The sequence below is a fragment of the Hydrogenophaga sp. NFH-34 genome (assembly GCF_021401345.1).
Lineage (GTDB): Bacteria > Pseudomonadota > Gammaproteobacteria > Burkholderiales > Burkholderiaceae_C > Hydrogenophaga > Hydrogenophaga electricum.
The window spans coordinates 18,315-39,785 of the sequence record NZ_JACBGE010000003.1 but is presented as its reverse complement, the minus strand read 5'-3'; the positions used below and the strand labels follow the sequence as shown (position 1 = coordinate 39,785).

Annotated in this window: 23 protein-coding genes; 7 read left to right on the top strand and 16 right to left on the bottom strand. The window is 69.0% G+C overall.

Annotated features, from left to right (window positions below):
• The 5 genes from L0977_RS03635 (at position 1) to L0977_RS03615 (ending at position 5,084) form a co-directional block, all read left to right on the top strand.
• Positions 1-492, top strand: a complete 492-nt coding sequence (locus tag L0977_RS03635) for a TRAP transporter small permease (RefSeq protein ID WP_234263352.1) — start codon at positions 1-3, stop codon at positions 490-492.
• A gap of 6 nt (positions 493-498) precedes the next feature.
• Entirely contained in the window at positions 499-1,791 is a 1,293-nt protein-coding gene (locus L0977_RS03630) for a TRAP transporter large permease (protein WP_234263351.1), read from the top strand.
• A gap of 41 nt (positions 1,792-1,832) precedes the next feature.
• A complete protein-coding gene (locus L0977_RS03625) occupies positions 1,833-2,849 on the top strand; it encodes a TRAP transporter substrate-binding protein (RefSeq protein WP_234263350.1) in 1,017 nt (338 codons plus the stop codon).
• A 108-nt stretch (positions 2,850-2,957) separates the two neighbouring features.
• Positions 2,958-3,677, top strand: coding sequence for a hypothetical protein (locus tag L0977_RS03620; protein ID WP_234263349.1), 720 nt, complete (start codon positions 2,958-2,960; stop codon positions 3,675-3,677).
• A 42-nt stretch (positions 3,678-3,719) separates the two neighbouring features.
• Positions 3,720-5,084 carry an enoyl ACP reductase FabMG family protein gene (locus L0977_RS03615; protein WP_234263348.1) on the top strand — a complete coding sequence of 455 codons (1,365 nt, stop codon included), beginning with the start codon at positions 3,720-3,722 and terminating at the stop codon, positions 5,082-5,084.
• A gap of 33 nt (positions 5,085-5,117) precedes the next feature.
• Here the strand turns inward: L0977_RS03615 and L0977_RS03610 are convergent, their stop codons facing one another.
• The 15 genes from L0977_RS03610 to L0977_RS03540 all read right to left on the bottom strand — a co-directional run bounded on the left by L0977_RS03610 (position 5,118) and on the right by L0977_RS03540 (position 18,914).
• Positions 5,118-5,603: a low molecular weight protein-tyrosine-phosphatase gene (locus tag L0977_RS03610; protein ID WP_234263347.1), complete on the bottom strand. Its 486-nt coding sequence runs from the start codon at positions 5,601-5,603 to the stop codon at positions 5,118-5,120.
• Between the two features lie 43 nt (positions 5,604-5,646).
• A complete protein-coding gene (locus tag L0977_RS03605; RefSeq protein WP_234263346.1) occupies positions 5,647-6,027 on the bottom strand; it encodes a methylglyoxal synthase in 381 nt (126 codons plus the stop codon).
• A 295-nt stretch (positions 6,028-6,322) separates the two neighbouring features.
• A complete protein-coding gene (gene pgi / locus L0977_RS03600) occupies positions 6,323-7,921 on the bottom strand; it encodes a glucose-6-phosphate isomerase (RefSeq protein ID WP_234263345.1) in 1,599 nt (532 codons plus the stop codon).
• A gap of 77 nt (positions 7,922-7,998) precedes the next feature.
• A complete protein-coding gene (eda, locus tag L0977_RS03595) occupies positions 7,999-8,640 on the bottom strand; it encodes a bifunctional 4-hydroxy-2-oxoglutarate aldolase/2-dehydro-3-deoxy-phosphogluconate aldolase (RefSeq protein WP_234263344.1) in 642 nt (213 codons plus the stop codon).
• Positions 8,641-8,663: 23 nt separating this feature from the next.
• Complete coding sequence (gene edd, locus L0977_RS03590; protein WP_234263343.1) at positions 8,664-10,499, bottom strand: phosphogluconate dehydratase; 1,836 nt, start codon at positions 10,497-10,499, stop codon at positions 8,664-8,666.
• A gap of 66 nt (positions 10,500-10,565) precedes the next feature.
• Entirely contained in the window at positions 10,566-11,267 is a 702-nt protein-coding gene (gene pgl / locus L0977_RS03585) for a 6-phosphogluconolactonase (protein ID WP_234263342.1), read from the bottom strand.
• A 107-nt stretch (positions 11,268-11,374) separates the two neighbouring features.
• Positions 11,375-12,859: a glucose-6-phosphate dehydrogenase gene (gene zwf, locus L0977_RS03580; RefSeq protein WP_234263341.1), complete on the bottom strand. Its 1,485-nt coding sequence runs from the start codon at positions 12,857-12,859 to the stop codon at positions 11,375-11,377.
• A gap of 150 nt (positions 12,860-13,009) precedes the next feature.
• Positions 13,010-13,606: a hypothetical protein gene (locus L0977_RS03575; RefSeq protein ID WP_234263340.1), complete on the bottom strand. Its 597-nt coding sequence runs from the start codon at positions 13,604-13,606 to the stop codon at positions 13,010-13,012.
• A gap of 69 nt (positions 13,607-13,675) precedes the next feature.
• Entirely contained in the window at positions 13,676-14,323 is a 648-nt protein-coding gene (locus L0977_RS03570; RefSeq protein WP_234263339.1) for a hypothetical protein, read from the bottom strand.
• Entirely contained in the window at positions 14,320-14,706 is a 387-nt protein-coding gene (locus L0977_RS03565; RefSeq protein WP_234263338.1) for a GtrA family protein, read from the bottom strand. Before L0977_RS03565 ends, L0977_RS03570 begins: the two co-directional genes overlap by 4 nt.
• Positions 14,687-15,658 carry a glycosyltransferase gene (locus L0977_RS03560; protein ID WP_234263337.1) on the bottom strand — a complete coding sequence of 324 codons (972 nt, stop codon included), beginning with the start codon at positions 15,656-15,658 and terminating at the stop codon, positions 14,687-14,689. The genes L0977_RS03565 and L0977_RS03560 overlap by 20 nt, the downstream gene beginning before the upstream one ends.
• On the bottom strand, positions 15,655-16,611 hold the full coding sequence (locus L0977_RS03555) for a UDP-glucuronic acid decarboxylase family protein (RefSeq protein ID WP_234263336.1): 957 nt from the start codon (positions 16,609-16,611) through the stop codon (positions 15,655-15,657). The genes L0977_RS03560 and L0977_RS03555 overlap by 4 nt, the downstream gene beginning before the upstream one ends.
• Positions 16,608-17,819: a hypothetical protein gene (locus tag L0977_RS03550; protein ID WP_234263335.1), complete on the bottom strand. Its 1,212-nt coding sequence runs from the start codon at positions 17,817-17,819 to the stop codon at positions 16,608-16,610. The genes L0977_RS03555 and L0977_RS03550 overlap by 4 nt, the downstream gene beginning before the upstream one ends.
• Positions 17,803-18,201 (bottom strand): hypothetical protein, encoded by a 399-nt coding sequence (locus L0977_RS03545; RefSeq protein ID WP_234263334.1) that lies wholly within the window; start codon positions 18,199-18,201, stop codon positions 17,803-17,805. Before L0977_RS03545 ends, L0977_RS03550 begins: the two co-directional genes overlap by 17 nt.
• Before the next feature lie 95 nt (positions 18,202-18,296).
• A complete protein-coding gene (locus L0977_RS03540) occupies positions 18,297-18,914 on the bottom strand; it encodes a hypothetical protein (RefSeq protein WP_234263333.1) in 618 nt (205 codons plus the stop codon).
• A gap of 87 nt (positions 18,915-19,001) precedes the next feature.
• On the opposite strand from L0977_RS03540, the gene L0977_RS03535 reads away from it, so the two are divergent.
• Positions 19,002-19,592 carry a DUF2975 domain-containing protein gene (locus L0977_RS03535; protein ID WP_234263332.1) on the top strand — a complete coding sequence of 197 codons (591 nt, stop codon included), beginning with the start codon at positions 19,002-19,004 and terminating at the stop codon, positions 19,590-19,592.
• A gap of 2 nt (positions 19,593-19,594) precedes the next feature.
• A complete protein-coding gene (locus L0977_RS03530; RefSeq protein ID WP_234263331.1) occupies positions 19,595-19,831 on the top strand; it encodes a helix-turn-helix domain-containing protein in 237 nt (78 codons plus the stop codon).
• A 31-nt stretch (positions 19,832-19,862) separates the two neighbouring features.
• On the opposite strand, the gene L0977_RS03525 is transcribed toward L0977_RS03530, so the two are convergent.
• Entirely contained in the window at positions 19,863-21,365 is a 1,503-nt protein-coding gene (locus L0977_RS03525) for a protein adenylyltransferase SelO (RefSeq protein WP_234263330.1), read from the bottom strand.
• Between the last annotated feature and the right edge of the window lie 106 nt (positions 21,366-21,471).

Genomic DNA, 21,471 nt, shown 5'->3' with positions numbered 1-21,471 from the left:
ATGGACCAACCTGTTTCCCGATTCCAGTCCCTGGCCAGCCATGCCATGGCCGCCTGCCTGGCGGTCATGGCGCTGGCCGTGTTCCTCAATGTCGTGTTGCGTTATGGCTTCGGCAGTGGTGTGGCCGCCAGCGAGGAGCTGTCGCGCCTGCTGTTCGTGTGGATGGTGTTCATCGGTGCCACGGCGGCCTACGCCCGGGGCGAGCACATGGCCTTCACCGCCTTGCTGCGGCCGCTCCGCCATCGGGTTTTCATGCCGGTGCTGGCGCGGCTGATCCACGCGCTGGTGCTGCTGGCCTGCGGGTTCGTGGCCTGGGGGGCCTGGCAGCAGGTGGTGGTGGGGCTGGACAGCCACAGCGTGATCCTGAAGTACCCGACCGCGCTGCTGCCGTTGCCGGCGCTGCTGAGCACCGCGGCCATCGGGGTAATGGCGTTGGGGAACCTGTTGCGTGGGCGTCTGCCCGATTTCGGCCACGAAGCCGAGGTGGAGTGAACGGCCATGACACTGGAAGCACAAGCCTTCATCGTCTTCTGCCTGGGCATGGTGGTGTTCATGGGTATCGGTGTGCCCATGGCCTTTGCCCTGGTGCTCACCGGGGCCGGCATGGCCTGGGTGCTCGGGTTCTGGGACACCCAACTGCTGGCGCAGAACCTGGTGGCCGGGGTCGACAGCTTTCCGCTGCTGGCCGTGCCCTTCTTCATCCTGGCCGGTGAGTTGATGAACGCGGGCGGCATCAGCCGCCGCATCATCGAGATGGCGCGCGCCTGGGTCGGCCACATCCAGGGTGGCCTGGGATTCGTGACCATCGGTGCGGCCATGCTGATGGCCAGCATGAGCGGTTCGGCCCTGGCCGACACGGCGGCGCTGGCCACCATCCTGCTGCCCATGATGAAGTCGCACGGCTATCCCATGGGCCGCTCGGCGGGCCTGATGGCCGCCGGCGGCATCATCGCGCCCATCATCCCGCCGTCGATGCCGCTGGTGATTTACGGGGTGACCACCAACACCTCGATCTCGCAACTGTTCCTGGCCGGCATCGTGCCGGGCGTCATCATGGGCCTGGGCCTGGTGATCGCCTGGAAGGTCGAGTGCCGGCGCCTGACGGTGCGGCAGGACCCGCCCATGCCACTGGCCGGTCGCCTGCGGGCCACGGCCAAGGCCTTCTGGGCCCTGCTGATGCCGGTCATCATCATCGGGGGCATGAAGACGGGGGTGTTCACGCCCACCGAAGCGGCCGTGGTGGCCGCCTTCTACGCGCTGGTGATCGCGACCCTGGTGCACCGCGAAATGACGCTGGTGCAACTGCACGGCGTGCTGTCGCGGGCCGCCAAGACCACCGCCATCGTGATGTTCCTGTGCGCCGGCGCGCAGGTGGCCAGCTACATGGTCACGCTGGCCGACCTGCCCACGGTGCTGACCGGCTGGCTGGGCGACCTGACCGAAAGCCCCAAGCTGCTCATGCTGGTGATGATGCTGTTGCTGGTGGTGGTCGGCACCGCGCTGGACCTCACGCCCACCATCCTGATCTTTGCGCCGGTCATGCTGCCCATCGCCGTCAAGGCGGGCATCGACCCGGTCTATTTCGGCCTGATGTTCGTGCTCAACGGCACCATCGGCCTGATCACACCGCCCGTGGGCACGGTGCTCAACGTTGTGGCCGGCGTCGGCCGCCTGCGCCTCGACGAGGTGATCCGCGGGGTCAACCCGTTCCTGGTCGTGTATCTGGCCATCCTGCTGGTTTTCGTCGCCTTTCCGCAGATCGTCATCGCGCCCGTCGCGTGGCTGCGCTGAGGCTTTTCCTCCGCTCCCCATCCTCTTCTGGAGACATTCGCATGAAAGTGATCCGTCGCACCGTACTGGCCGCCGCTGCCGTGGCCGCCCTGGCCGCGCCCTTTGCCGCGCTGGCGCAGGACATCAAGCCCCGCCTGATCCGCTTCGGCTACGGCCTGAACGAGCAGTCCAACCAGGGCCGCGCCGTCAAGCTGTTCGCCGAAGAGGTGGAAAAGGCCTCCGGCGGCAAGATGCGCGTGCGCGCCGTGGGTGCGGCCGCGCTGGGACCGGACACGCAGATGCAGCAGGCGCTCATCGGTGGCGCGCAGGAAATGATGGTCGGCTCCACCGCCACCCTGGTGGGCATCACCAAGGAAATGGCGATCTGGGACACCCCCTTCCTGTTCAACAACGCCAAGGAAGCGGACGCCGTGCTCGACGGCCCCGTGGGCCAGAAAGTGATGGACAAGCTGCAGGAAAAGGGGCTGGTGGGCTTGGTGTACTGGGAAAACGGCTTCCGCAACCTCACCAACAACAAGCGCCCGGTGGCCAAGCTGGAAGACCTGGACGGCATCAAGCTGCGCGTGATGCAGAACGACGTGTTCCTCAACAGCTTCAAGACCCTGGGCGCCAATGCCGTGCCGCTGCCGTTCTCCGAACTGTTCACCGCGCTGGAGACCAAGACCGTCGACGGCCAGGAGAACCCCTACAACACCATCGTGTCGTCCAAGTTCTACGAGGTGCAGAAATACCTGACGGTGACCAACCACGTCTACAGCCCCTGGATCGTGACCGTGAGCAAGAAGTGGTGGGACGGCCTGAGCGCTGCCGAGAAGAAGGTGCTGCAGGATGCGGCCGTCAAGAGCCGCGACTTCGAGCGCCAGGACACGCGCGCCGAAGGGGCCAAGGCGCTGGCCGACCTGAAGGGCAAGGGCATGCAGGTCAACGAGCTGCCGCCCGCCGAAGCCGCCCGCATGCGCGACAAGCTCACTGCGGTGAACGCCGGCATTGCCGCCCAGGTGGGTGAAGGCCTGTGGAAAGAGGTGCAGGCCGCCGTGGCGCAGGCCCGCGGCCACTGACTTGGCGGGCTCGACCGCACGCCCTCACCGCCCAGCCGGCCCTCCGGGGCCGGCTTTTTCGGGGATGGCGGGGGCGCGGCGGCGCCAGGGGCTCGCTACCATCGCGGCATGGATCGATACACGCAAGAATGGCAGCGCCTGTACGCCGTGCCCGGCGGCGCGGCCGATGGGGCCGACCTGGTGGGTGCGCAAGGGCAGGTGCGTGCCCTGGTGCTCGAACTCGCGCGGCCGGCCGACTGGTCGCTGATCGGCGCGCTGTGGCGCGGGGTGCAGGCCGATCTGGACTGGCCCGCTCCGGCCATCGCGGTCAACGGGCGCGACGGCTACCAGCTCTGGTTCTCGCTCGCACAACCGGTGGCGCCGGCGCAGGGCCGGGCCCTGTTGCACGCGCTGGTGCAGCGCTACCTGCCCGAAGTGCCCCCGGGTCGCCTGGGCCTGTGGCCGCAAGGAGCGGCCCCGGCGGTCGAGCACGCGCCGCCCGTGCCCCGCGCCATGCCCGATGGCGAGCGCTGGTCGGCCTTTGTGGCGCCCGATCTGGCGGCTGTGTTCGGGGACGAGGCGGCACTCGACCTGCCGCCCGGTGCGGACGCCCAGGCCGACGTGCTGGCCCGGCTGGCGCCGCTGCAGCCCGGGCAATGGGCGCCGCTGCTGTCGATGGTGGCCGAAGCTCCGCGGGTGGCACCGGTTGCGAACGCTACGGACGGCCCGGCCGCCCTGGGTGAACACACCGGGCCGAGGCCGTTTCTGCTGGCCGTGATGAACGATGCCTCGGTGCCGATGGCCCTGCGCATCGAGGCCGCCAAGGCCTTGCTGGCGGCCGGCGGCTGAGCGTGGCCGGCCCGGCTCCGTTAGAGTACGCGGTTTGGCGCCGTGCGCCAGCCCCTGTCGGACACCGATAACAACAGCGAGTTAGACACCGTGAACGGTCCCATTCCCCTGACCCAACTCCCCCAGCCCCACCAGTTCCGCGCCGGCGATGTGTTCGTGCTGTTCGGCGAACTGTTCGGCCGCGGTTACGCCAACGGCTTGGTGGCCGAGGCCCGCCAGGCCGGCATGACCATCATCGGCGTGACCGTTGGTCGCCGCGAGGCCGACGGCAGCCTGCGCCCGCTGACCGGTGAAGAGCTGGCTGCGGCAGAAGCCAACCTGGGTGGCCGCATCATCAACGTGCCGCTGATGGCCGGTTTCGACATGGATGCGCCGGCCGGCACCCCCACGCCGACCGAGTTGCTGGGCGCGCTGTCGATCAAGACCTGGACCGAAGACAAGCTGGACTGGGACCACATTGCGCGCTGCCGCGAGGTCGGTGTGAACCGCTTCAAGGCCTCGGTGGCGCAGGTGATGGCCACGCTCGACGGCCTGATTCCCGACGGCGCCAAGGTGTTTTTTGCCCACACCATGGCCGGCGGCATTCCCAAGGCCAAGGTGTTTCTGGCCATCGCCAACCGCGTCTACAAGGGCCGTGGCGACCGCCACCAGTCGTCCCAGGAACTGCTCGACAGCGACCTGGGCAAGCTGATCCTGCAGAACTTTGACGAAGTGTCGGCCAACACTTTCGGCCATCTCATCGACGGCAGCGCGGCGATCCGCGAGCGCATGGAGCGCACCGGCGGGCAGGTGTGTTATTCGGCCTACGGCTACCACGGCACGCGCGTGCTCATCGGCGACGAATACCGCTGGCAGACCTACAGCAACTACACCCAGGGCTACGCCAAGATGCGCCTGGAGCGCATCGCGCAGGACGCCTGGGCGCGCGGCATCCGCGCCACCGTCTACAACTGCCCGGAGATCCGTACCAATTCGTCGGACATCTTCGTGGGCGTGGAGCTGCCGCTGTTTTCGCTGCTGCGCGCGCTGCGCCGGGAAGCCCCGGGCGCCTGGACCGAGTCGCAGTGGGACGCCTGCCGCGAACTGCTGACCGACCCGGCCAGCATTGAGACGGTGATGCAGACCATTGCCGACTTCTACGCCAGCGACGTGATGCAGGCTTACGGCAACTTCGCCGCCTGGCCCATGCCCAACAGCCAGGGCCTGGCCGACCTGATGATCGGGGCGTCCGACACCATCACCGGCCTGCACAAGGACCGCAGCGCGCTCATCACCGACTTGCTGAGCACCCGCGTGATCGAGGCCACCGGCCCGCTGATGTTCAACGCCTCGGCCGCGCCGTCGGGCCCGGTGCTCTGGCTCGATCACGACATCATCGCGCAGCAACTGCGCGTGCTCAACGGCTGAACACGGCCACCGCGCGGCGGCCGCGCCGCGCTTTCAGAGCCCGTGCTCGCGGCGCAGCGCGTCCAGCAGGCCGGCGCAGCTGTCTTCGATGAGGTCGAGCACCCGCTCGAAACCCGCCGCACCGCCGTAGTACGGGTCGGGCACCTCGCGCGCTTTCAGCGTCCGCGCGTGCGAAGCCAGCAAACGCAGCTTGTGGGCGTGTTCGGGCGGGCACACGTGCAGTGCGTCGCGCAGATTGGCCTCGTCCATCACCAGCACGTGGTCGGCGGCGACGCAGTCGTCGGCACCCAGGTGGCTGGCGCGCAGGTCCGACAGGTCGTAGCCTCGGCGCGCCGCATGCTGCTGGCTGCGTTCATCGGGTTCGGCGCCGACGTGGTAGCCGTGTGTGCCGGCCGACACCACCGCGATACGACCGGTCAGACCCGCCGCCTGCACCTGCTGGCGGAACACCCCGTGGGCCGTCGGGCTGCGGCAGATGTTGCCCATGCAGACGAACAGGACGCGGATGGGACGGCTCATGGCGGCTGGCTCCGGGGCAAGTGGTCAGGGCGGTTCCGCTGCTTCAAGCGCGGCTGCCGGTGGCCGCCAGGTGCTGCAACAGGATCCGCGCGGACGCCACGTTGGTGGCGCACGGCACGTTGTGCACATCGCAGGCCCGCACCAGGGCGTTGATGTCCGGCTCGTGCGGCTGGGCGGTCATGGGGTCGCGCAGGAAGATGACCAGATTCACCTCGCCCATCGCCAGGCGGGCGCCGATCTGCAGGTCACCGCCCAGGGGGCCGCTGAGCAGGCACTCGACCGGCAACCCGGCTTCGGCCTGCAACCGGCCGCCAGTGGTGCCGGTGCCCACCAGGGTGTGCTGTCGCAGCAGCGGGGCGAACGCGGTGGCCAGGGCCACCATGTCGTCTTTCTTGTGGTCGTGCGCGATGAGGGCGATCTTCATGGTGTCAGTCCGGGTGGGGTGCGGTGCCGGGCGTGGTGCGCGCCACTTCCCCGCTTCTGGATGCCCGCGTGCGCGGGCATGACGGGTGTGCGGCGTCCGCTGCCCGTGCGGCGGTGGCGCGTGGGGGCCGACGACCGCCGCGAAGGGCCGTTCCCGAGCCAGGTCAGCTCCGGGGGGCAGCAACCCGCGCAGCGGTGGCGCGTGGGGGCCGACGACCGCAGCGAAGGGCCGCTCCCGAGCCAGGTCAGCCCCCTCGGGGGGCAGCAACCCGCGCAGCGGTGGCGCGTGGGGGCCATTACCCGTTTTCCATGGCTTTGGCCATGGTCTTGCCCAGCTCCACGCCCCACTGGTCGTAGGCGTTGATGCCCCAGATGGCCGCCTGTACGAACACCTTGTGTTCGTACAGCGCGATCAGCGCTCCCAGGCGGTGTGGGGTCAGGGCATCGAGCCAGATCACGCTGTTGGGCACGTTGCCGGGGAAGCTGCGCTGGCTCACAAACTCGGCGGCCTGTTCGGGGTCTTGGCCTTCGGCGATCAGGGCCTGCAGCGTAGCGGCTTCGTCGCGGCCCACGGCCAGTGCCTGCGACTGCGCGCGCAGGTTGAGGTTGACCACGCGGTGGTGTTCGGCGGCCAGCGGCAAGGGCGTGTCTTCAGTTTCCACGCCAATGAACTCCACCGGCACGCGGTGCGTGCCCTGGTGCAGCAACTGGAAGTAGGCGTGCTGGCCGTCGATGCCCAGTCCACCCCAGAGGATGGGGCCGGTGCCGCTGTCACAGGGCTGGCCGTTCTTGCGCACGCGCTTGCCGTTGCTTTCCATGTCCATCTGCTGCACGAAGGGCGCAAAACGGACCAGGCGGCTGGGGTAACACGCGAGCAGTTGCGTCGGGCAGTGGAGGAAGTTGCGGTTCCAGATGCCGCTCAGAGCCAGGATGGCGGGCAGGTTGGTTGCCAGCGGAGCGCTGCGGAAATGCGCGTCCATGGCCTGGCCACCGGCCAGGAATTCGCGGAAGGCGCTGGATCCGATGGCCAGGGCCAGCGGCAGCCCCAGCGCGGACCAGACGGAATAGCGGCCGCCGACCCAGTCCCAGAAGGTGAAGGTGTGCGCTTCGGGATAGCCGGCGGCGGCCGATTTCCGGGGCGCGGCGGTGATGGCCACCAGGTGCGCGCTCTGCGCCGCGCCGGTGATGCCACCGTCGTCCAGCCAGCGCCGCGCGGTGGCGGCGTTGGTCATGGTTTCCTGGGTGGTGAAGGTCTTGCTCGCGACGATCAGCAGCGTGGTGGCCGGGTCCAGGCCGCGCAGCGTGTGATAGACCGCCCAGGCATCGGGGTTGCTGACGAAGTGCACCCGCAGTCCGGTCTGGCCGTCGCTGCACAGCGGCGCCAGCGCGTCGGCCGCCATGCGCGGGCCGAGGTCGGAGCCGCCGATGCCGATGTTCACCACGTCGGTGAAGGCGGCGCCGGTGCTGCTTTTCAGGTCGCCGGCGCGCACGCAGTCGGCGAACTCGCACACGCGGTTCAGTTCGCGTTGCACCAGGCCCTGGATCTCGGTGCCCCAGGGGGCGGCATCGCCCTTGGCGCAAGGCGTGCCGCGCAGGGCCACGTGCAGCACCGCGCGCTGCTCGCTGGTGTTGATGGCCTGGCCGGCAAACATGGCGTCGCGCTGGCTTTCCACGCCGGCTTCGCGGGCGAGGGTGGTCAGGGCGGACCAGATGGCCTCGTCAAAGGCCTGGCGCGTGAAGTCGATGCGGATGCCGGTGCCTTCGGCGGCGGCCTGCAGCGCCGCGCGGCCGGGCTGGGCCAGGCGCTCGCGCAGGTGCGGCTGCGGGGCCGCGGCCAGTTGGGCGAGTTGCTGCCACGCGGGCAGGGTGGTCGGGGACGGGACGGGCGCGTTCATGGGCGGAATCGGTAGTCCGGCAAGTGTCGCACGCGGCGGGGGCCGCGCCGCAAGGGCGAAGGTGGTGAGGCGGGTGCTCAGGCCAGCGTCGCGGCGATGTCGGTGGCTTCGCGGGCTAGGCGCGTGATGCGTTTCCAGTCGCCTGCGGCCAGCGCGTCGGCGGGTGTGAGCCAGGAGCCACCGGCCATGGCCACGTTGGGCAGTGCCAGGAAGTCTTTCAGGTTGTCGGGGCTGACACCGCCGGTGGGGCAGAACATCACGTCGGGAAGGGGCGCACCCAGGGCCTTGAGCATGCCCAGGCCGCCGGCCTGCTGCGCCGGGAACAGCTTCATCAGCGAGAAGCCCTGTTCGCGCCGGTGCATGACTTCGCCGGGCGTCATCACGCCGGGAATGAAGGGCAGCCGGGCCGCTTCGACGGCGGCCACCAGCGCGTCCGTGGCGCCGGGCGAGAGCGCGAAGGTGGCGCCGGCGTCGATCACCTGCTGCACCTCGGCCACGCGGGTGACGGTGCCGGCGCCGGTGTGCATGTCGGGTACGGCCTTGGCCACGGCTTCGATGGCTTTCAGCGCAGCGCCGGAGCGCAGGGTGATCTCGACCACGTCGATGCCCCCTTCGAGCAGCGCGTGCGCCAGCGGCACGGCATGGGCCGGGTCCTGGAGCACGATGACGGGCACGACGCGGGAGGTGAACGCGGGGCGGGTGAAGCAGGTGGTGGTCATGGGGCGGGGTTCCTGAAAAGAGATCAGCCGAACAGCGGCGAGCCGCCCGATTCGGCTTCGCCCGCATGGGCGCGGAACAGACCGAACAGCTCGCGGCCGGTGCCGTGGGCGTTGTGCGACAGGTCGGGGTGGGTGACGCTGCGGGCCGCGAGCGTGGCGGCGTCCACCTCAAGTTCGAGCAGACCGCGCTCGCAGTCGAGCGTGATCAGGTCGCCGTTCTGCACCTTGCCGATGGGGCCGTCGCACAGGGCTTCGGGGCTGAGGTGGATGGCGGCGGGCACCTTGCCCGAGGCGCCAGACATGCGGCCGTCGGTGACCAGCGCCACTTTGAATCCCTTGTCCTGCAGCACCGCCAGCGGCGGTGTGAGCTTGTGCAGCTCGGGCATGCCGTTGGCGCGCGGGCCCTGGTAGCGCACCACGGCGACGAAATCCTTCTCCAGTTGGCCGGCCTTGAACAGATCCTGCAGTTCCTGCTGGTCGTGCACCACCACGGCCGGGGCGCGCACCACGCGGTGCTCTGGCGCGACGGCCGAGACCTTGACCACGCTGCGGCCCAGGTTGCCTTGCAGCAGGCGCAGGCCACCGTCGGCGCTGAACGGGTCGGCCACCGGGCGCAGCACGGCGGTGTCGCCGCTGGTGGCGGGCACATCGCGCCAGGCGAGCTGGCTCTGGCCGTCGATCGTCGGCAGCCAGGGCTCCTGCGTGTAGGCGGTCAGGCCCGGGCCCATGACCGTGGTCACGTCGGCGTGCAGCAGGCCGTAGGCCAGCAGCTCGCGCATCAGGAAGCCCATGCCACCGGCGGCGTGAAAGTGGTTCACGTCGGCCTTGCCGTTGGGGTAGACACGCGCCAGCAGCGGCACCACGGCCGAGAGTTCGGCGAAATCGTTCCAGTCGATCACGATACCGGCCGCGCGCGCCATCGCCACCAGGTGCAGCGTGTGGTTGGTGGAGCCGCCCGTGGCCAGCAGGCCGACGATGCCGTTGACGAGGGTTTTTTCGGTCACGATGTCGGCCAGCCGGATGCGCGGCTGGCCGGTCTTGCCGGTGTTGGCCACGGCGCGCTCCAGCGCTGCTTCGGTGAGTGCCCGCCGCAGCGGCGTGCCGGGGTTGACGAAGGACGAGCCCGGCAGGTGCAGGCCCATGATCTCCATCAGCATCTGGTTGCTGTTGGCGGTGCCGTAGAAGGTGCAGGTGCCGGGTGCGTGGTAGGCCTGGGCCTCGCTTTCCAGCAGGGCGTCGCGGCCCACCAGGCCCTGCGCGAACTGCTGGCGCACCTTTGCCTTGGCGTCGTTCGACAGGCCGCTGACCATGGGGCCGGCGGGCACGAACACGGTGGACAGGTGGCCGAACTGCAGCGCGCCCATGAACAGGCCGGGCACGATCTTGTCGCACACGCCGAGCATGAGCGCGGCGTCGAACACGTTGTGCGACAGGCCCACGGCGGTGGCCATGGCGATCACGTCGCGCGAGAACAGCGACAGTTCCATGCCCGCTTCGCCCTGGGTGATGCCGTCGCACATGGCGGGCACGCCGCCAGCCACCTGCGCGGTGGCGCCGACGGTGCGCGCGTGGGCGCGCAGCTGTTCGGGGTAGTGCTCGAACGGCTGGTGCGCCGAGAGCATGTCGTTGTAGGCGGTGATGATGCCGATGTGCGGTGCGCGCTCGGCGTGGATCACCAGCTTGTCGGCCGCGGGCAGCGCGGCCGTGGTGTGGGCCATGTTGGCGCAGCCCAGGCCGGCGCGTTGCGTGCCTTGATGGGCCTGCGCGTCCATGGTCTGCAGGTAGCGGCTGCGCGGGCCGGCGCTGCGCTCGGTGATGCGCCGGGTGACGTGTTCGAGGATGGGGTGGAGGGACGGCATCGGGGGCTTTCAGGGGTGGGGCGCCAGGGCAGCGGGGCTTGCGGACGCGGGTGCTCGTGGGCGGGCTCAGCCCAGCCAGACGCAGACCGGAGTGCGGTCCTGGTTCAGCACCAGCGACACCGGCAGCGCCACGTCGGCCTGTTCGCGGGCGCGGCGGTACACCGCGTACTTGGTTTCGCCAGCCAGCGCCAGCAGCAGTTCGCGCGCACTCAGCAGGGCGTGAAGGGTGAAGGTCAGGCGCGCGTGGGGCGCGGTGTCGGGCACCACCCAGGCCAACTGCTTGTCGGTGGCCATCGCGCGGGCGAAGCCGGCAGCGCCAGGAAACAGCGACGCGGTGTGCCCGTCTTCGCCCATGCCGAGCAGGGCCACGTCCAGCGGCCAGGGCAGGGTGTCGATCCGGGCGGTGGCGTCGTCGACCAGCGCGTCGAGCACGACCGCGGTCAGTTGCGGCGTGACTTCACCGAAGAACGGCAGGAACCGCGCCTGGGCGGCCGCTCCCTGCAACAGGTGGCGCTGCACCAGTCCGGTGTTGCTGTCGGCGTGGCCGTGCGGGACCACCCGTTCGTCCACCAGCACCACGGTCACGCGGGACCAGTCCAGCTCCTGCCCGCGCAGGGCCTCGAACACCGGAATCGGCGATTTGCCGCCCGACACCGCCAGGCTGGCCTGCCCGCGTTCGGCGATGGCAGCCCGCAGCGCGTCGGCGATGTGCGCGGCAATGGCCGCCGATGTGGCGTTGGGGATTTCGGAGACGGCAGACGATGACATGTCCATGGCTTTGTGTCAGAACACCGTGGAACCGGCTTTGCCGGGCCACAGGTGTGCCCCCTTGAGGGGGGATGCGGCTACGCGCAGCGAGCAAGCGACGGGGGTGGTCATGATTCTTCCACCCACGAAGACCCTTCGCGCGCCATCAGCGCCGACGAGGCGGCGGGCCCCCAACTGCCGGCGGTGTAGGGCTTGGGCTTGTCGCCCAGCTGTTCCCAGCCTTGGATGATGGGTTCGACCCAGGCCCAGGCCGCTTCCAGTTCGTCGCGCCGCATGAAGTGTGTCAGCCGGCCCTTGATGACGTCGATCAGCAGCCGCTCGTAGGCTTCGGCGCGGCGTTCGGTGAAGGCCGACTGCAGGTCGAGGTTCAGGCCCACGGGCCGCAGCCGCATGCCGCTGCCCGGCTCCTTGGCCATCAGCTGCAGCTGGATGCTTTCCTCCGGCTGCAGGCGGATCTGCAGGCGGTTGACCGACTTGTGCGGCGACTCGTTGAAGATGGAGAAGGGCTGGTCGGCGAACTCGATGATGATTTCTGAGCGCCTCTCGGCCAGGCGTTTGCCGGTGCGCAGGAAGATCGGCACGTTGGCCCAACGCCAGTTGTTGATGTAGGCCTTGAGCGCGACGAAGGTTTCGGTCGTGCTTTCGGGCGGAATGTTCTCTTCCTGCAGGTAGCCGATGGCCACCTCGCCGGCCGAGGCACCGGCGGTGTACTGGCCGCGCACCGTGTCGCGGGCCACGTCGGCGGCGAGCATGGGCCGCAGGGAGCGCAGCACCTTGAGCTTTTCGTCGCGCACCGCATCCGGGTCGAGCGATACCGGGGGCTCCATGGCCACGATGCACAGCAGCTGCAGCAGGTGGTTCTGCACCATGTCGCGCATGGCGCCGGTACCGTCGTAGAAGCCAGCACGGCTGCCCACACCCACGCTTTCGGCCACGGTGATCTGCACGCTCTTGATGGTGGGCGCGCGCCACAGCGGCTCGAAGATGCTGTTGCCGAAGCGCAGCACCATGAGGTTCTGCACCGTTTCCTTGCCCAGGTAGTGGTCGATGCGGAAGACCTGGTGTTCTTCGAAGTACTGGCCCACGTCGTCGTTGATCTGGCGTGCCGAGGCCAGGTCGTGTCCGAGCGGTTTTTCCAGCACCACGCGCGAGCGTTCGTCGATCAGTTCGGCCCCGTGCAGGTTGGCGCAGATGCCCACGAACAGGCTGGGCGCGGTGGCCAGGTAGTACACCCGGTCGGAGCCGGGCTGCAGATGGGCCCGCAGCTCGGGGAAGTCGCCGGGTTCGGTGGCGTCGATGCAGAGGTAGGTCAGGCGGCGCAGGAAGGTCGCCCAGGTCTGGTCGTTGTAGGCCTTGGGCTCGATGAAAGCCGGCACCTTCTCCTGGATGAAGTGGAGAAAGGCGGCCCGGTCCCAGCCCTGGCGGCCCAGGGCGTGGATGTGGGTCTGCTCGGGCAGGTTGTTGTGCAGGTGCGCCATGTACAGCGCGGGCAGCAGCTTGCGCACGGAAAGGTCGCCGACCCCGCCGAAGATCACCAGGTCCAGCGGGTTGTCGGGCAGGGTGGCAGGGGAATGGGGGGACTGGGTGCGCACGGGTTACCTCTTGGTGGCCGAGTTTAATGTAATTAAGTTACATGACGGGTACATTTTCGATCCGACCGAACGCCAGGCGGTGGCACCGGCTCCGACACGCCTGCCGCCGTGCGCCCGGTGCGGGGCCATGCAAGAGCCGTTCCCGCCCGCTCAGTGCCAGACGGTGCTGTATTCGAGCAGGGTTTCCGTGATCAGGGGACCGCTCGCGGGGGCATCGACCCGGAAGACGGCGAGGCGGCCGTGGCGTTCGCAGGGCTGGCAGAACTTTTCGGCCACCGCGTAGTGGGCGCGGTCGAAGTAGTCGTCGAAGAGCACGGTGGTGCCTGCGTCGGCGCTGATGAGCGAATGCAGGAAGCAGGCGACGCGGAAGCGCCCGTCGATCAGCACCAGATCGGGGTGCAGGCCGCGTGCGCGGGCGGTCTGCCAGGGCAGGGTCGGGTAGCGCCAGAAATCGGCCGCGTGGTCGCGGCTGAGCGGGGTTCCCCAGGGGCCTACCGGACCGAGGTCGCAATGCAGGAGAGAGCGGTCGCAGGGGCTGCCGTCGGTGGCCTGCTGCACGCGCTGCAGCCAGGCCGGGTCGGTCTCGACCGTCACGATGTGGTTCAGGCCCGGTGTCCGGCAGGCCAGGACGGTGCTGCCGCCGCTGCCGAACTCCAGGTAACAGCGGCTCTGGGCCAACGCCGTCTGGAAGCGTGCCAGCCCTTCGGGCTCCATGTGGGGCAGATGGGGGACGGGGATCTCGGTCATGCAAAAGGGGCCAGACGCCAGGAGAGAAGGCCAACGCGGGCAGTGGGGGCGCTTCGAAAGCGGTCCGGTCTATCCACCGCTCCCGGCAGCGCCGTCAGCGCGGTTCGCCGGAACCTCAGGGCGTGCCTGACAGCGGTAGTCGGTGATGGCTTCGCTGTGGCGGAAGGGGTCGGTCAGGTCGTCCGCGTACTGCCCCATCAGCAGCCGCTGGTGCGGCAGCCAGTGCGCACGGAAATAGCGGCTGAAGTGCGCGAGCCGCTCCCCTTTGGGGGTGAGCTGCACGCAGCCGTCGCGGATGTCGATGGTGCCCGAGGCCAGTTGTTCGGTCAGGCGCACGTCCACCAGGCGGTGTTCCTTCACGTATTCCTGTGTGAATACCTGGGCGAAGGCGTCCTGGCGGATGCCGCCCCCGCGCTGCTGCAGTTTTTCCAGGATGTAGAAGGAGAGCGAGCGGTCGATCACCGTGGGCACCGAGATCGCGGCGGCATAGCCGGCGAGCAGCCAGATGACGAACAGCAGCCATTTCTCGAAACCACCCAGGCGCCGGAACAGACTGGTCATCAGGAACAGCGCGGTGGCCGCGGCCGCGATCACGGCGTCGCCCAGGGCGGCGTAAAACACCACGTCGACGCGGAAGAAGCGGATGTGCACCGCGTAGGTGAGCACCAGCAGCGCGACGAACAGCACCGAGGCGGCCAGCGACTGGATCAGTTTCATGTCTTGAACACCAGAAATTTGTTGCCGAGGTAGCTCAGTGTCACCTGCAGGCCGGTGGCGAGCACGAAGCCGAGGCGGTAGTCCCAGCCCTGCCAGTCGGTCCACAGCAGCAGCACCAGGCCATGCAGCAGGGCGATGGCACCGTACAGACCGGAGAAGCGCAGGAACTGGCCCGCCAGCGTGCCCTGGGCCTGCCGGAACACGAAATAGCGGTTGCCCAGGAACGAGGCGCCGATGCCGAACACCGCGCCCAGCATGTTGGCCAGGGCCGCCGACGGCAGGCCCAGCACCTTCAGGCCGATGCTGAGCACCGCATAGTGCACGGTGGTGGCGAGCACCCCGTTGGCCACGAAGCGCAGCAGTTCAGGCGCGATCAGCGTCATCGGCCGGGTGCGTGGGAATGACGGCGGCAACGAAGTCGCGGTAGCCGATGGCGGTGGTGACGGTGCCGCCCCGCACCACGCCGGTGAGCATCAGCGTCATGAGGGCCAGGGCGCCGGTCTGCAGCAGCATCAGCACCAGCAGCCCGAGCGCGACCGAGAACCAGCCCGGCGTGGAGTAGCCGGCCAGCTTGAGCAACACCGCGGCCACGATGCCGGCCAGCGCGGCCCCGGCGATCAGCCCGCAGGCGATGCCCACCCGCACCAGCACGTCTTCGGCGAACACCATCAGGCCCTTGAAACCGTGCAGCACCAGACCCACGAAATTCATCTTGGACTGCCCGGCGTAGCGCGGGCCGCGGTCGAGCGGGCAGGCCCGGGTGCGCAGGCGCGAACCCAGCACCGCACCGGCCACGTGGATCGACAGCTCCTGCATGGCCACCAGGCGCCGCGCGGCGGCGGCCTTGAGCGCCATGAAGTTGCCGAACGCGATCGGCCGGCCGGTCATCAGGCGGAAAAAGCGCTTGTAGATGGCGTAGAAGGCCTTGAAACGCAGGGTTTCGACGCGGCGCTTGCGCTGCGCCACCACCACGTCGACCTCGGCGTCGTCCAGGCCCTGCAGCAGCGCGGGCATGGTGGCGGGCAGGTCTTCGCCGTCGGAATCCATCACGACCACGCGCTGGTGATCTTGCAGCGATTCGCAGGCATGGGCCAGGCCGATGGCGATGGCCCGCTGGTGGCCGACGTTGCGCCGCAGGCGCAGCACCGCCCCCTGCACGCCGGCCGCGCGCAGGCTGTCAATGTCCAGCGGCTGGCGCACGGAACCATCGTCCACGGCGAGCACGAACAGGCCTTGCGGGAACTGGGCGGCCAACTCCTGGAACAGCCGGGCGCTGGCCTCGCGGTCTTCGAAGACCGGCGTGACGACGATCAGGGTACGGTCGGCGGGGATCATCGGGCGAGCAGGGTGCGGAAGTAGTCGATGGTGCGCTGCAGGCCGGGCTCCAGCGCGATGCGGGGCTCCCAGCCCAGATGCTGCCGCGCCAGGCCGATGTCGGGCCGGCGCTGCTGGGGGTCGTCCGAGGGCAGGGGTTTGAACACCAGCTTCGAGGGACCGCCCACCAGGCGCAGCACGGTTTCGGCCAGTTCGCGGATCGTGAACTCGCCCGGGTTGCCGATGTTGACCGGTCCCACGAAGCCCGCGGGGGTGGCCATCATGCGCACGAAGGCCTCGATCAGGTCGTCCACGTAGCAGAAGCTGCGCGTCTGCGAACCGTCGCCGTAGAGGGTGATGTCCTCGCCGCGCAGCGCCTGCACGATGAAGTTGCTCACCACCCGGCCGTCGTTGGGGTGCATGCGCGGCCCGTAGGTGTTGAAGATGCGCACCACCTTGATGTCCACGCCGTGCTGGCGGTGGTAGTCGAAGAACAGGGTTTCGGCGCAGCGCTTGCCCTCGTCGTAGCAGGAGCGGATGCCGATGGGATTAACGTGGCCCCAGTAGCCCTCGACCTGCGGGTGCACCTCGGGGTCGCCGTAGACCTCGCTGGTGGAGGCCTGCAGGATGCGCGCCTTGGTGCGTTTGGCCAGCCCCAGCATGTTGATGGCGCCGTGCACGCTGGTCTTGGTGGTCTGCACCGGGTCGCGCTGGTAGTGGATGGGCGACGCCGGGCAGGCCAGGTTGTAGATCTCGTCGACCTCCACGTACAGCGGGAAGGTGACGTCGTGGCGCATCAGCTCGAAGTGCGGGTGCGCCAGCAGGTGGGTCACGTTGTCGCGGGCACCGCTGTAGAAGTTGTCGGCGCACAACACGTCGTGGCCGTCGGCCAGCAGTCGGTCGCACAGGTGGGAGCCCAGGAAACCGGCGCCGCCGGTGACCAGGATGCGTTGGCGGTTGGCGATGCGGTTCAAGCGGTGGGCTCCGTCAGGCGGGACAGGGAAGGGGTGGCGACGGCCGGGGCTGCGCGCCAGTGTGTGAGCGCCCAGGCCAGGAATGTCACCAGCGCCAGGTTGACCACCAGCAGCGTCCGGGACACGCTGGTGCCCAGGTGCCAGTCGAGGTTGTGCGGGGTCATGAGGTAGACGCCGAACAGCAGCGCCGCGTAGCCGAGCACCACCAGCGCGCCCCCCAGCACAGGGCGCTGCTGCCGGCCGAACCAGGCCAGCGCCAGTGCCGCCATCAGGAACGGCGCGCTGTGGCGGAGGAACTGGGCCAGGATCAGGGGGGCCGAAGTCCCGTCCCGCAGCCGCTCCAGTGCCTGCTGCAGCGGACTCCGGACGAACAGGTCGTTGCCGATCCGGGCTTGCCAGACGTGCAGCTTCCACAGCAGCAGGTAGACCAGGAAACCGGCGGCGCAGGCCGCGAGCACGCGTCGCCAGCGCGGGCCGGTGAAGGCCATCAGCGCCACCAGGCCTGCTGCGGGCAGGCCTTCGTTCTTGGTCAGCGTCAGGGCGGCGATCAGGAGCGCCAGCAGCCAAGTGAACACCGGCCGTTGGGCCGGGGGCACATCCGGCGTTTGCAAATGGGCCGCCACCGCGAGCGCGGCGCCGAAATACAGCCCGGTCAGCGCGTCGACGTAGCCATTGATCAGCAAGGGGCCGGCGAGTGCCAGCACCGCCGTGAACCACAGGCCCCAGGCCAGGGCATTCCTGAGCAGCAGCCCCATGAGCAGCAGCACCGGTGCGGTGGTGGCGAAGATGGCCAGCTTCGGAAAGATTTCGTTCCAGTGCCGCAGCCCGCGCGCGAACGAAGCGGCCATCGCCGGCACCAGAACCGGGTAGTCGTTGTGGCTCCAGGCGGCGTAGTTGTCCAGGGGCGCGGTCGCGGAGCCATCGAGAAAGATGCGTTTGGCGTGGAAGAACCAGATCGATCGCGCGTCCCAGTCGACGACGGGGTGTCCCAGCAGCAAGATCCCGAAAGCGGGCAATACCAGCAGCAAAGGCCAGAGGGTGTGGGCATGGCGGGCGGCGTAGCCCAGGGCAACCAGCCACAGCGCGGCGGGGATCAGCGGATTGAGAAACGCGCCGACGTGCCACGCCGCCAGATTGATCAGCGGGATCGCCAGGAGCAAGGCCGCCAACCAGAAACCCCCGCGCCGGATTTCAGCGCGGGCATTCATACAGCGCCACATTCTGTTGTTGATCGATCAGGCGGCAATTCGCCGGTGAATGGGTATCGGGCGCCAATAGCCAGGGGGAATGGCGGGCAATTCTGAAGGAATAAAGAAATTCGGTGGCGCGCTGAAAAATCAGGGGATGTTCGACAAATGCCTGATCAAGGCGATAGGCCGGTGCCGGGTGCCGCTGAGCCAGGGCCTTCATGGCCCGGACCTCGCGGGGCACGGCGTGTTCGCCGGCATCGGGCGCCAGCGATGAGGCGAAAACATCGGCCTGCCAAGGCTGTTGCCGCACCCAATATGCCCAGTAAATGCCCATGGCCACCCAAATGATGACGACGCCGGCGATTCGGCGTCGATGGCCATGAGGAGACGGCTTCCTCATTGCGATTTCACCCTCGAATTCAATGCATCGAATGGGGGGCGAGTTTACCGTCCGATGGGGGATTGGCGGCCGCTGGCGAGCGGAAAAAAATCGGGTCAGCGCGGTGTGGGCGGGGCGGTCCGGGCTTGTGCCAGCAATTGCGCGGGGGTGCCTTCCCAGAGCATGAAAAAACCTTCGCTGCGGTGTGTCTGCACCCAGGTCTGCCAGGGGGTGTTCACCAGGGCGGGATCGGCCATGGCGGTGGCGAGGTCGTTCTGTTCGATGCCGATGCTCAGGGAGCCGCCACGATCTTCGCCGGGCGATGGCCGGGCCTGGCGGATCTGGGCCTGTACGCGGCGCAGCTCGGCCTGGGTCTCGGGTGGCAGGCTGTAGATCAGCCAGCGGCGGCCCCGTGGGGCGGGGTCGAGCCCCTGCAGCCCGCCGGTGGGAGGGCCGGCGCGCAGCGGCAGGCGAGCGTCGACCGGGTCAAAGCTGCCTGCCTTGCGGGGCGTGAGCTTGAGCAACAGCCAGGGATGGGCCTGGGGGGGCGGTGCCATGCGCACATCGAGTTGCACCGCAATGCCGAATTCGGCCGGGTCTGCGTCCAGCAACTGTTTCGAGAGACGGGCCAGCCGCGGCAGCGAGCGCAGGGGGATGCCGCTGCAGCCGGCCATGAGGGCGGCCGAAGAGAGGCCCAGCAGCAGGGTGCGGCGTGCGGAAGAGGTTGTTGGCATGTGGATCCTGTCTTGCAAGAAAATTTTTATTTAAAACAATAATATATTATTGTATTTTCAATATTCATGTTTTCTTCAGGAGCCGCCATGCCTCCCTCACTCGCTTCTTCGTCTCGAACCCCGGTCGCGGCCGCTTTTCGGCCGGCCCTGCGCGTGCGCCGCATCAGCCACGGGATGGTGTGGGCATGCCGGGCGTTGCTGGTGTTGCTGCCGGTCGCTTTTGCCGCTTACTGGGTGGTGGCCAGCGATGCGCAGTTGCTGGCGTTGAGCCAGCTACCGGCGCAGGTGATTCCCTCGGTGGCTTCTCTGGCACCGTGGCAGCGGCTGGTCGGGGGCGTGGTCATGGCCGTGCCACTGGGGTTGCTGCTGGTGGGGGTGTGGCACGCGCAGCGCTGCTTCGCGCGTTTTGCGCAGGGGCAGGTGTTCACGGCCGAGGCCACGGCCCGTCTGCGCCGCTTTGCCGGCTGGGTGGCCGCAGCGGCCCTGGGGGCTTTGCTGGCAGGTGTGGTGGCCTCGGTCGTGCTGACGTGGAACAACCCGCTGGGCCAGCGGCATCTGGCCATCGGCATCGGCTCTGACCACGTGTTCACGCTGTTCTTTGCCGGGCTGGTGTGGCTGATGGCCGCCGTGATCGGTGAGGGCCAGGCGCTGGCCGAAGAGAACCAGGGCTTTGTCTGAGCATGCCCATCGTCGTCCAACTGGATGTCATGCTCGCGCGGCGCAAGGTCAAGTCGCGCGAGCTGGCGGAGCATGTCGGTATTACCGAAGCCAACCTGTCGCTGCTCAAGCAGGGCAAGGTCAAGGGCGTGCGGTTCGAGACCCTGTCGAGCATCTGCGACTACCTGCAATGCCAGCCAGGCGACCTGCTGGTGTACGAGCCGTCGGAGCGTGAAGAGGCGGCCCCCGGCGCCGGCTGAGCTGTACCGTGCGGTGCCGTGGCCGCGATGTTCAGGTACCGCAGAACGTCTGGTAGCCGGCCTGCTGTTCGGGGCGGGCCGGTCGCGCGTACAAGGCGTCGGCCGCGGATTCGTCCCAAGGATGGGTGACCGCGGCGAGCAGTTGTTCAAAGGGCTGCAGGTCCTGCGCATCGGTGGCCGCCTGGAGCGCGGCTTCGACCAGGTGGTTGCGCGGAATGTGGATCGGGTTGTGGCGGTCCATGCGGTCGGCGACGGCGTCGTCCGCCGTGTCCTGCTGCTGCAGGCGCGTGCGCCAGTGCGCCAGCCAGACCGTGAGGTCGTCGGCGCCGGCCGGGCCGAACAGCGCCTGCAGCGCGCCGGGCTGGCCGCGCAGGGTATCGGACAGCCGGCGCCAGCCGAGCGTGAAGTCGACCCGGTGGCGCTGCAGCAGGCCGAGGTAGTCGGTGGCCAGGGCGTGATCGTCGCGGTCACGGTCGTCGGCGCCGGCCTCCAGCCCGAGCTTGGCGCGGTGCACCGCCAGCCAGTGCACATCGAAGCGCGTGCCGAAGGTGTCGAGCGCTTCGGTCAACTGCGCCACGGCGGCATCGGTGTCGCCCGGCAGCAGCGGCAGCAGGGCCTCGGCCAGGCGGGCCAGGTTCCAGTGCGCGATGCCCGGCTGGTTGCCGAAGGCGTAGCGGCCGTGGTGGTCGATGGAGCTGAACACGGTGGCCGGGTCGTAGGCTTCGAGGAAGGCGCAGGGCCCGTAATCGATGGTTTCGCCCGAGACCGTGGTGTTGTCGGTGTTCATCACGCCGTGGATGAAGCCCACGCCCATCCACTGCGCCACCAGCCGCGCTTGCCGGTCGATCACCGCGAGCAGCAGTTGAAGGTCGCGGTCGCTGCGGCCGGCCAGCGCCGGGTCGTGGCGGGCGATGGTGTGGTCGGCCAGGCGGCGCAGCTTGTCGGTGTCCTGGCGCGCGGCGAAGAACTGGAAGGTGCCCACGCGGATGTGGCTGGCGGCCACGCGGGTGAGCACGGCGCCGGGCAGCGCGCGGTCGCGGCGGATGGTCTCGCCCGTGGCCACGGCCGCCAGTGTGCGGGTGGTGGGCAGGCCGAGCGCGTGCATGGCCTCGCTGATCACGTATTCGCGCAGCACGGGGCCCACGGCGGCCTTGCCGTCACCGCCGCGCGAAAACGGCGTGCGGCCCGAGCCTTTGAGCGCGATGTCGCGGCGTTGGCCCTGGCGGTCGATCACCTCGCCCAGCAGCAGGGCGCGGCCATCGCCAAGCTGGGGCGAAAAACCGCCGAACTGGTGGCCGGCGTAGGCCTGGGCCAGCGGTTGCGCGCCGTCGGGCACCTGGTTGCCAGCGAACACGGCCAAGCCTGTGTCCGAGGCCAGGGCTTGCGCGTCCAGTCCCAACTCGTCGGCCAGCGCGTGGTTCAGCCGCAGCCAGCGTGGCGCGGGCACGGCAGCCGGTTGCCAGGGGGCGAAAAGCCCGTCCAGCTCGCGGGCGTAGCGGTTGTCGAAGGCGAAGAGCGGCGGGGTCGTGGTCACGGCGGGCAGACAAAGCAGGAGGCGGTGGGCCTGTCAGTGTGCCGGTTTTGCGGCAGCCCCGTCGCCGTCGCGGGCAAGCGCCGGGTGGGGGCAAGGCGCGGTCGGC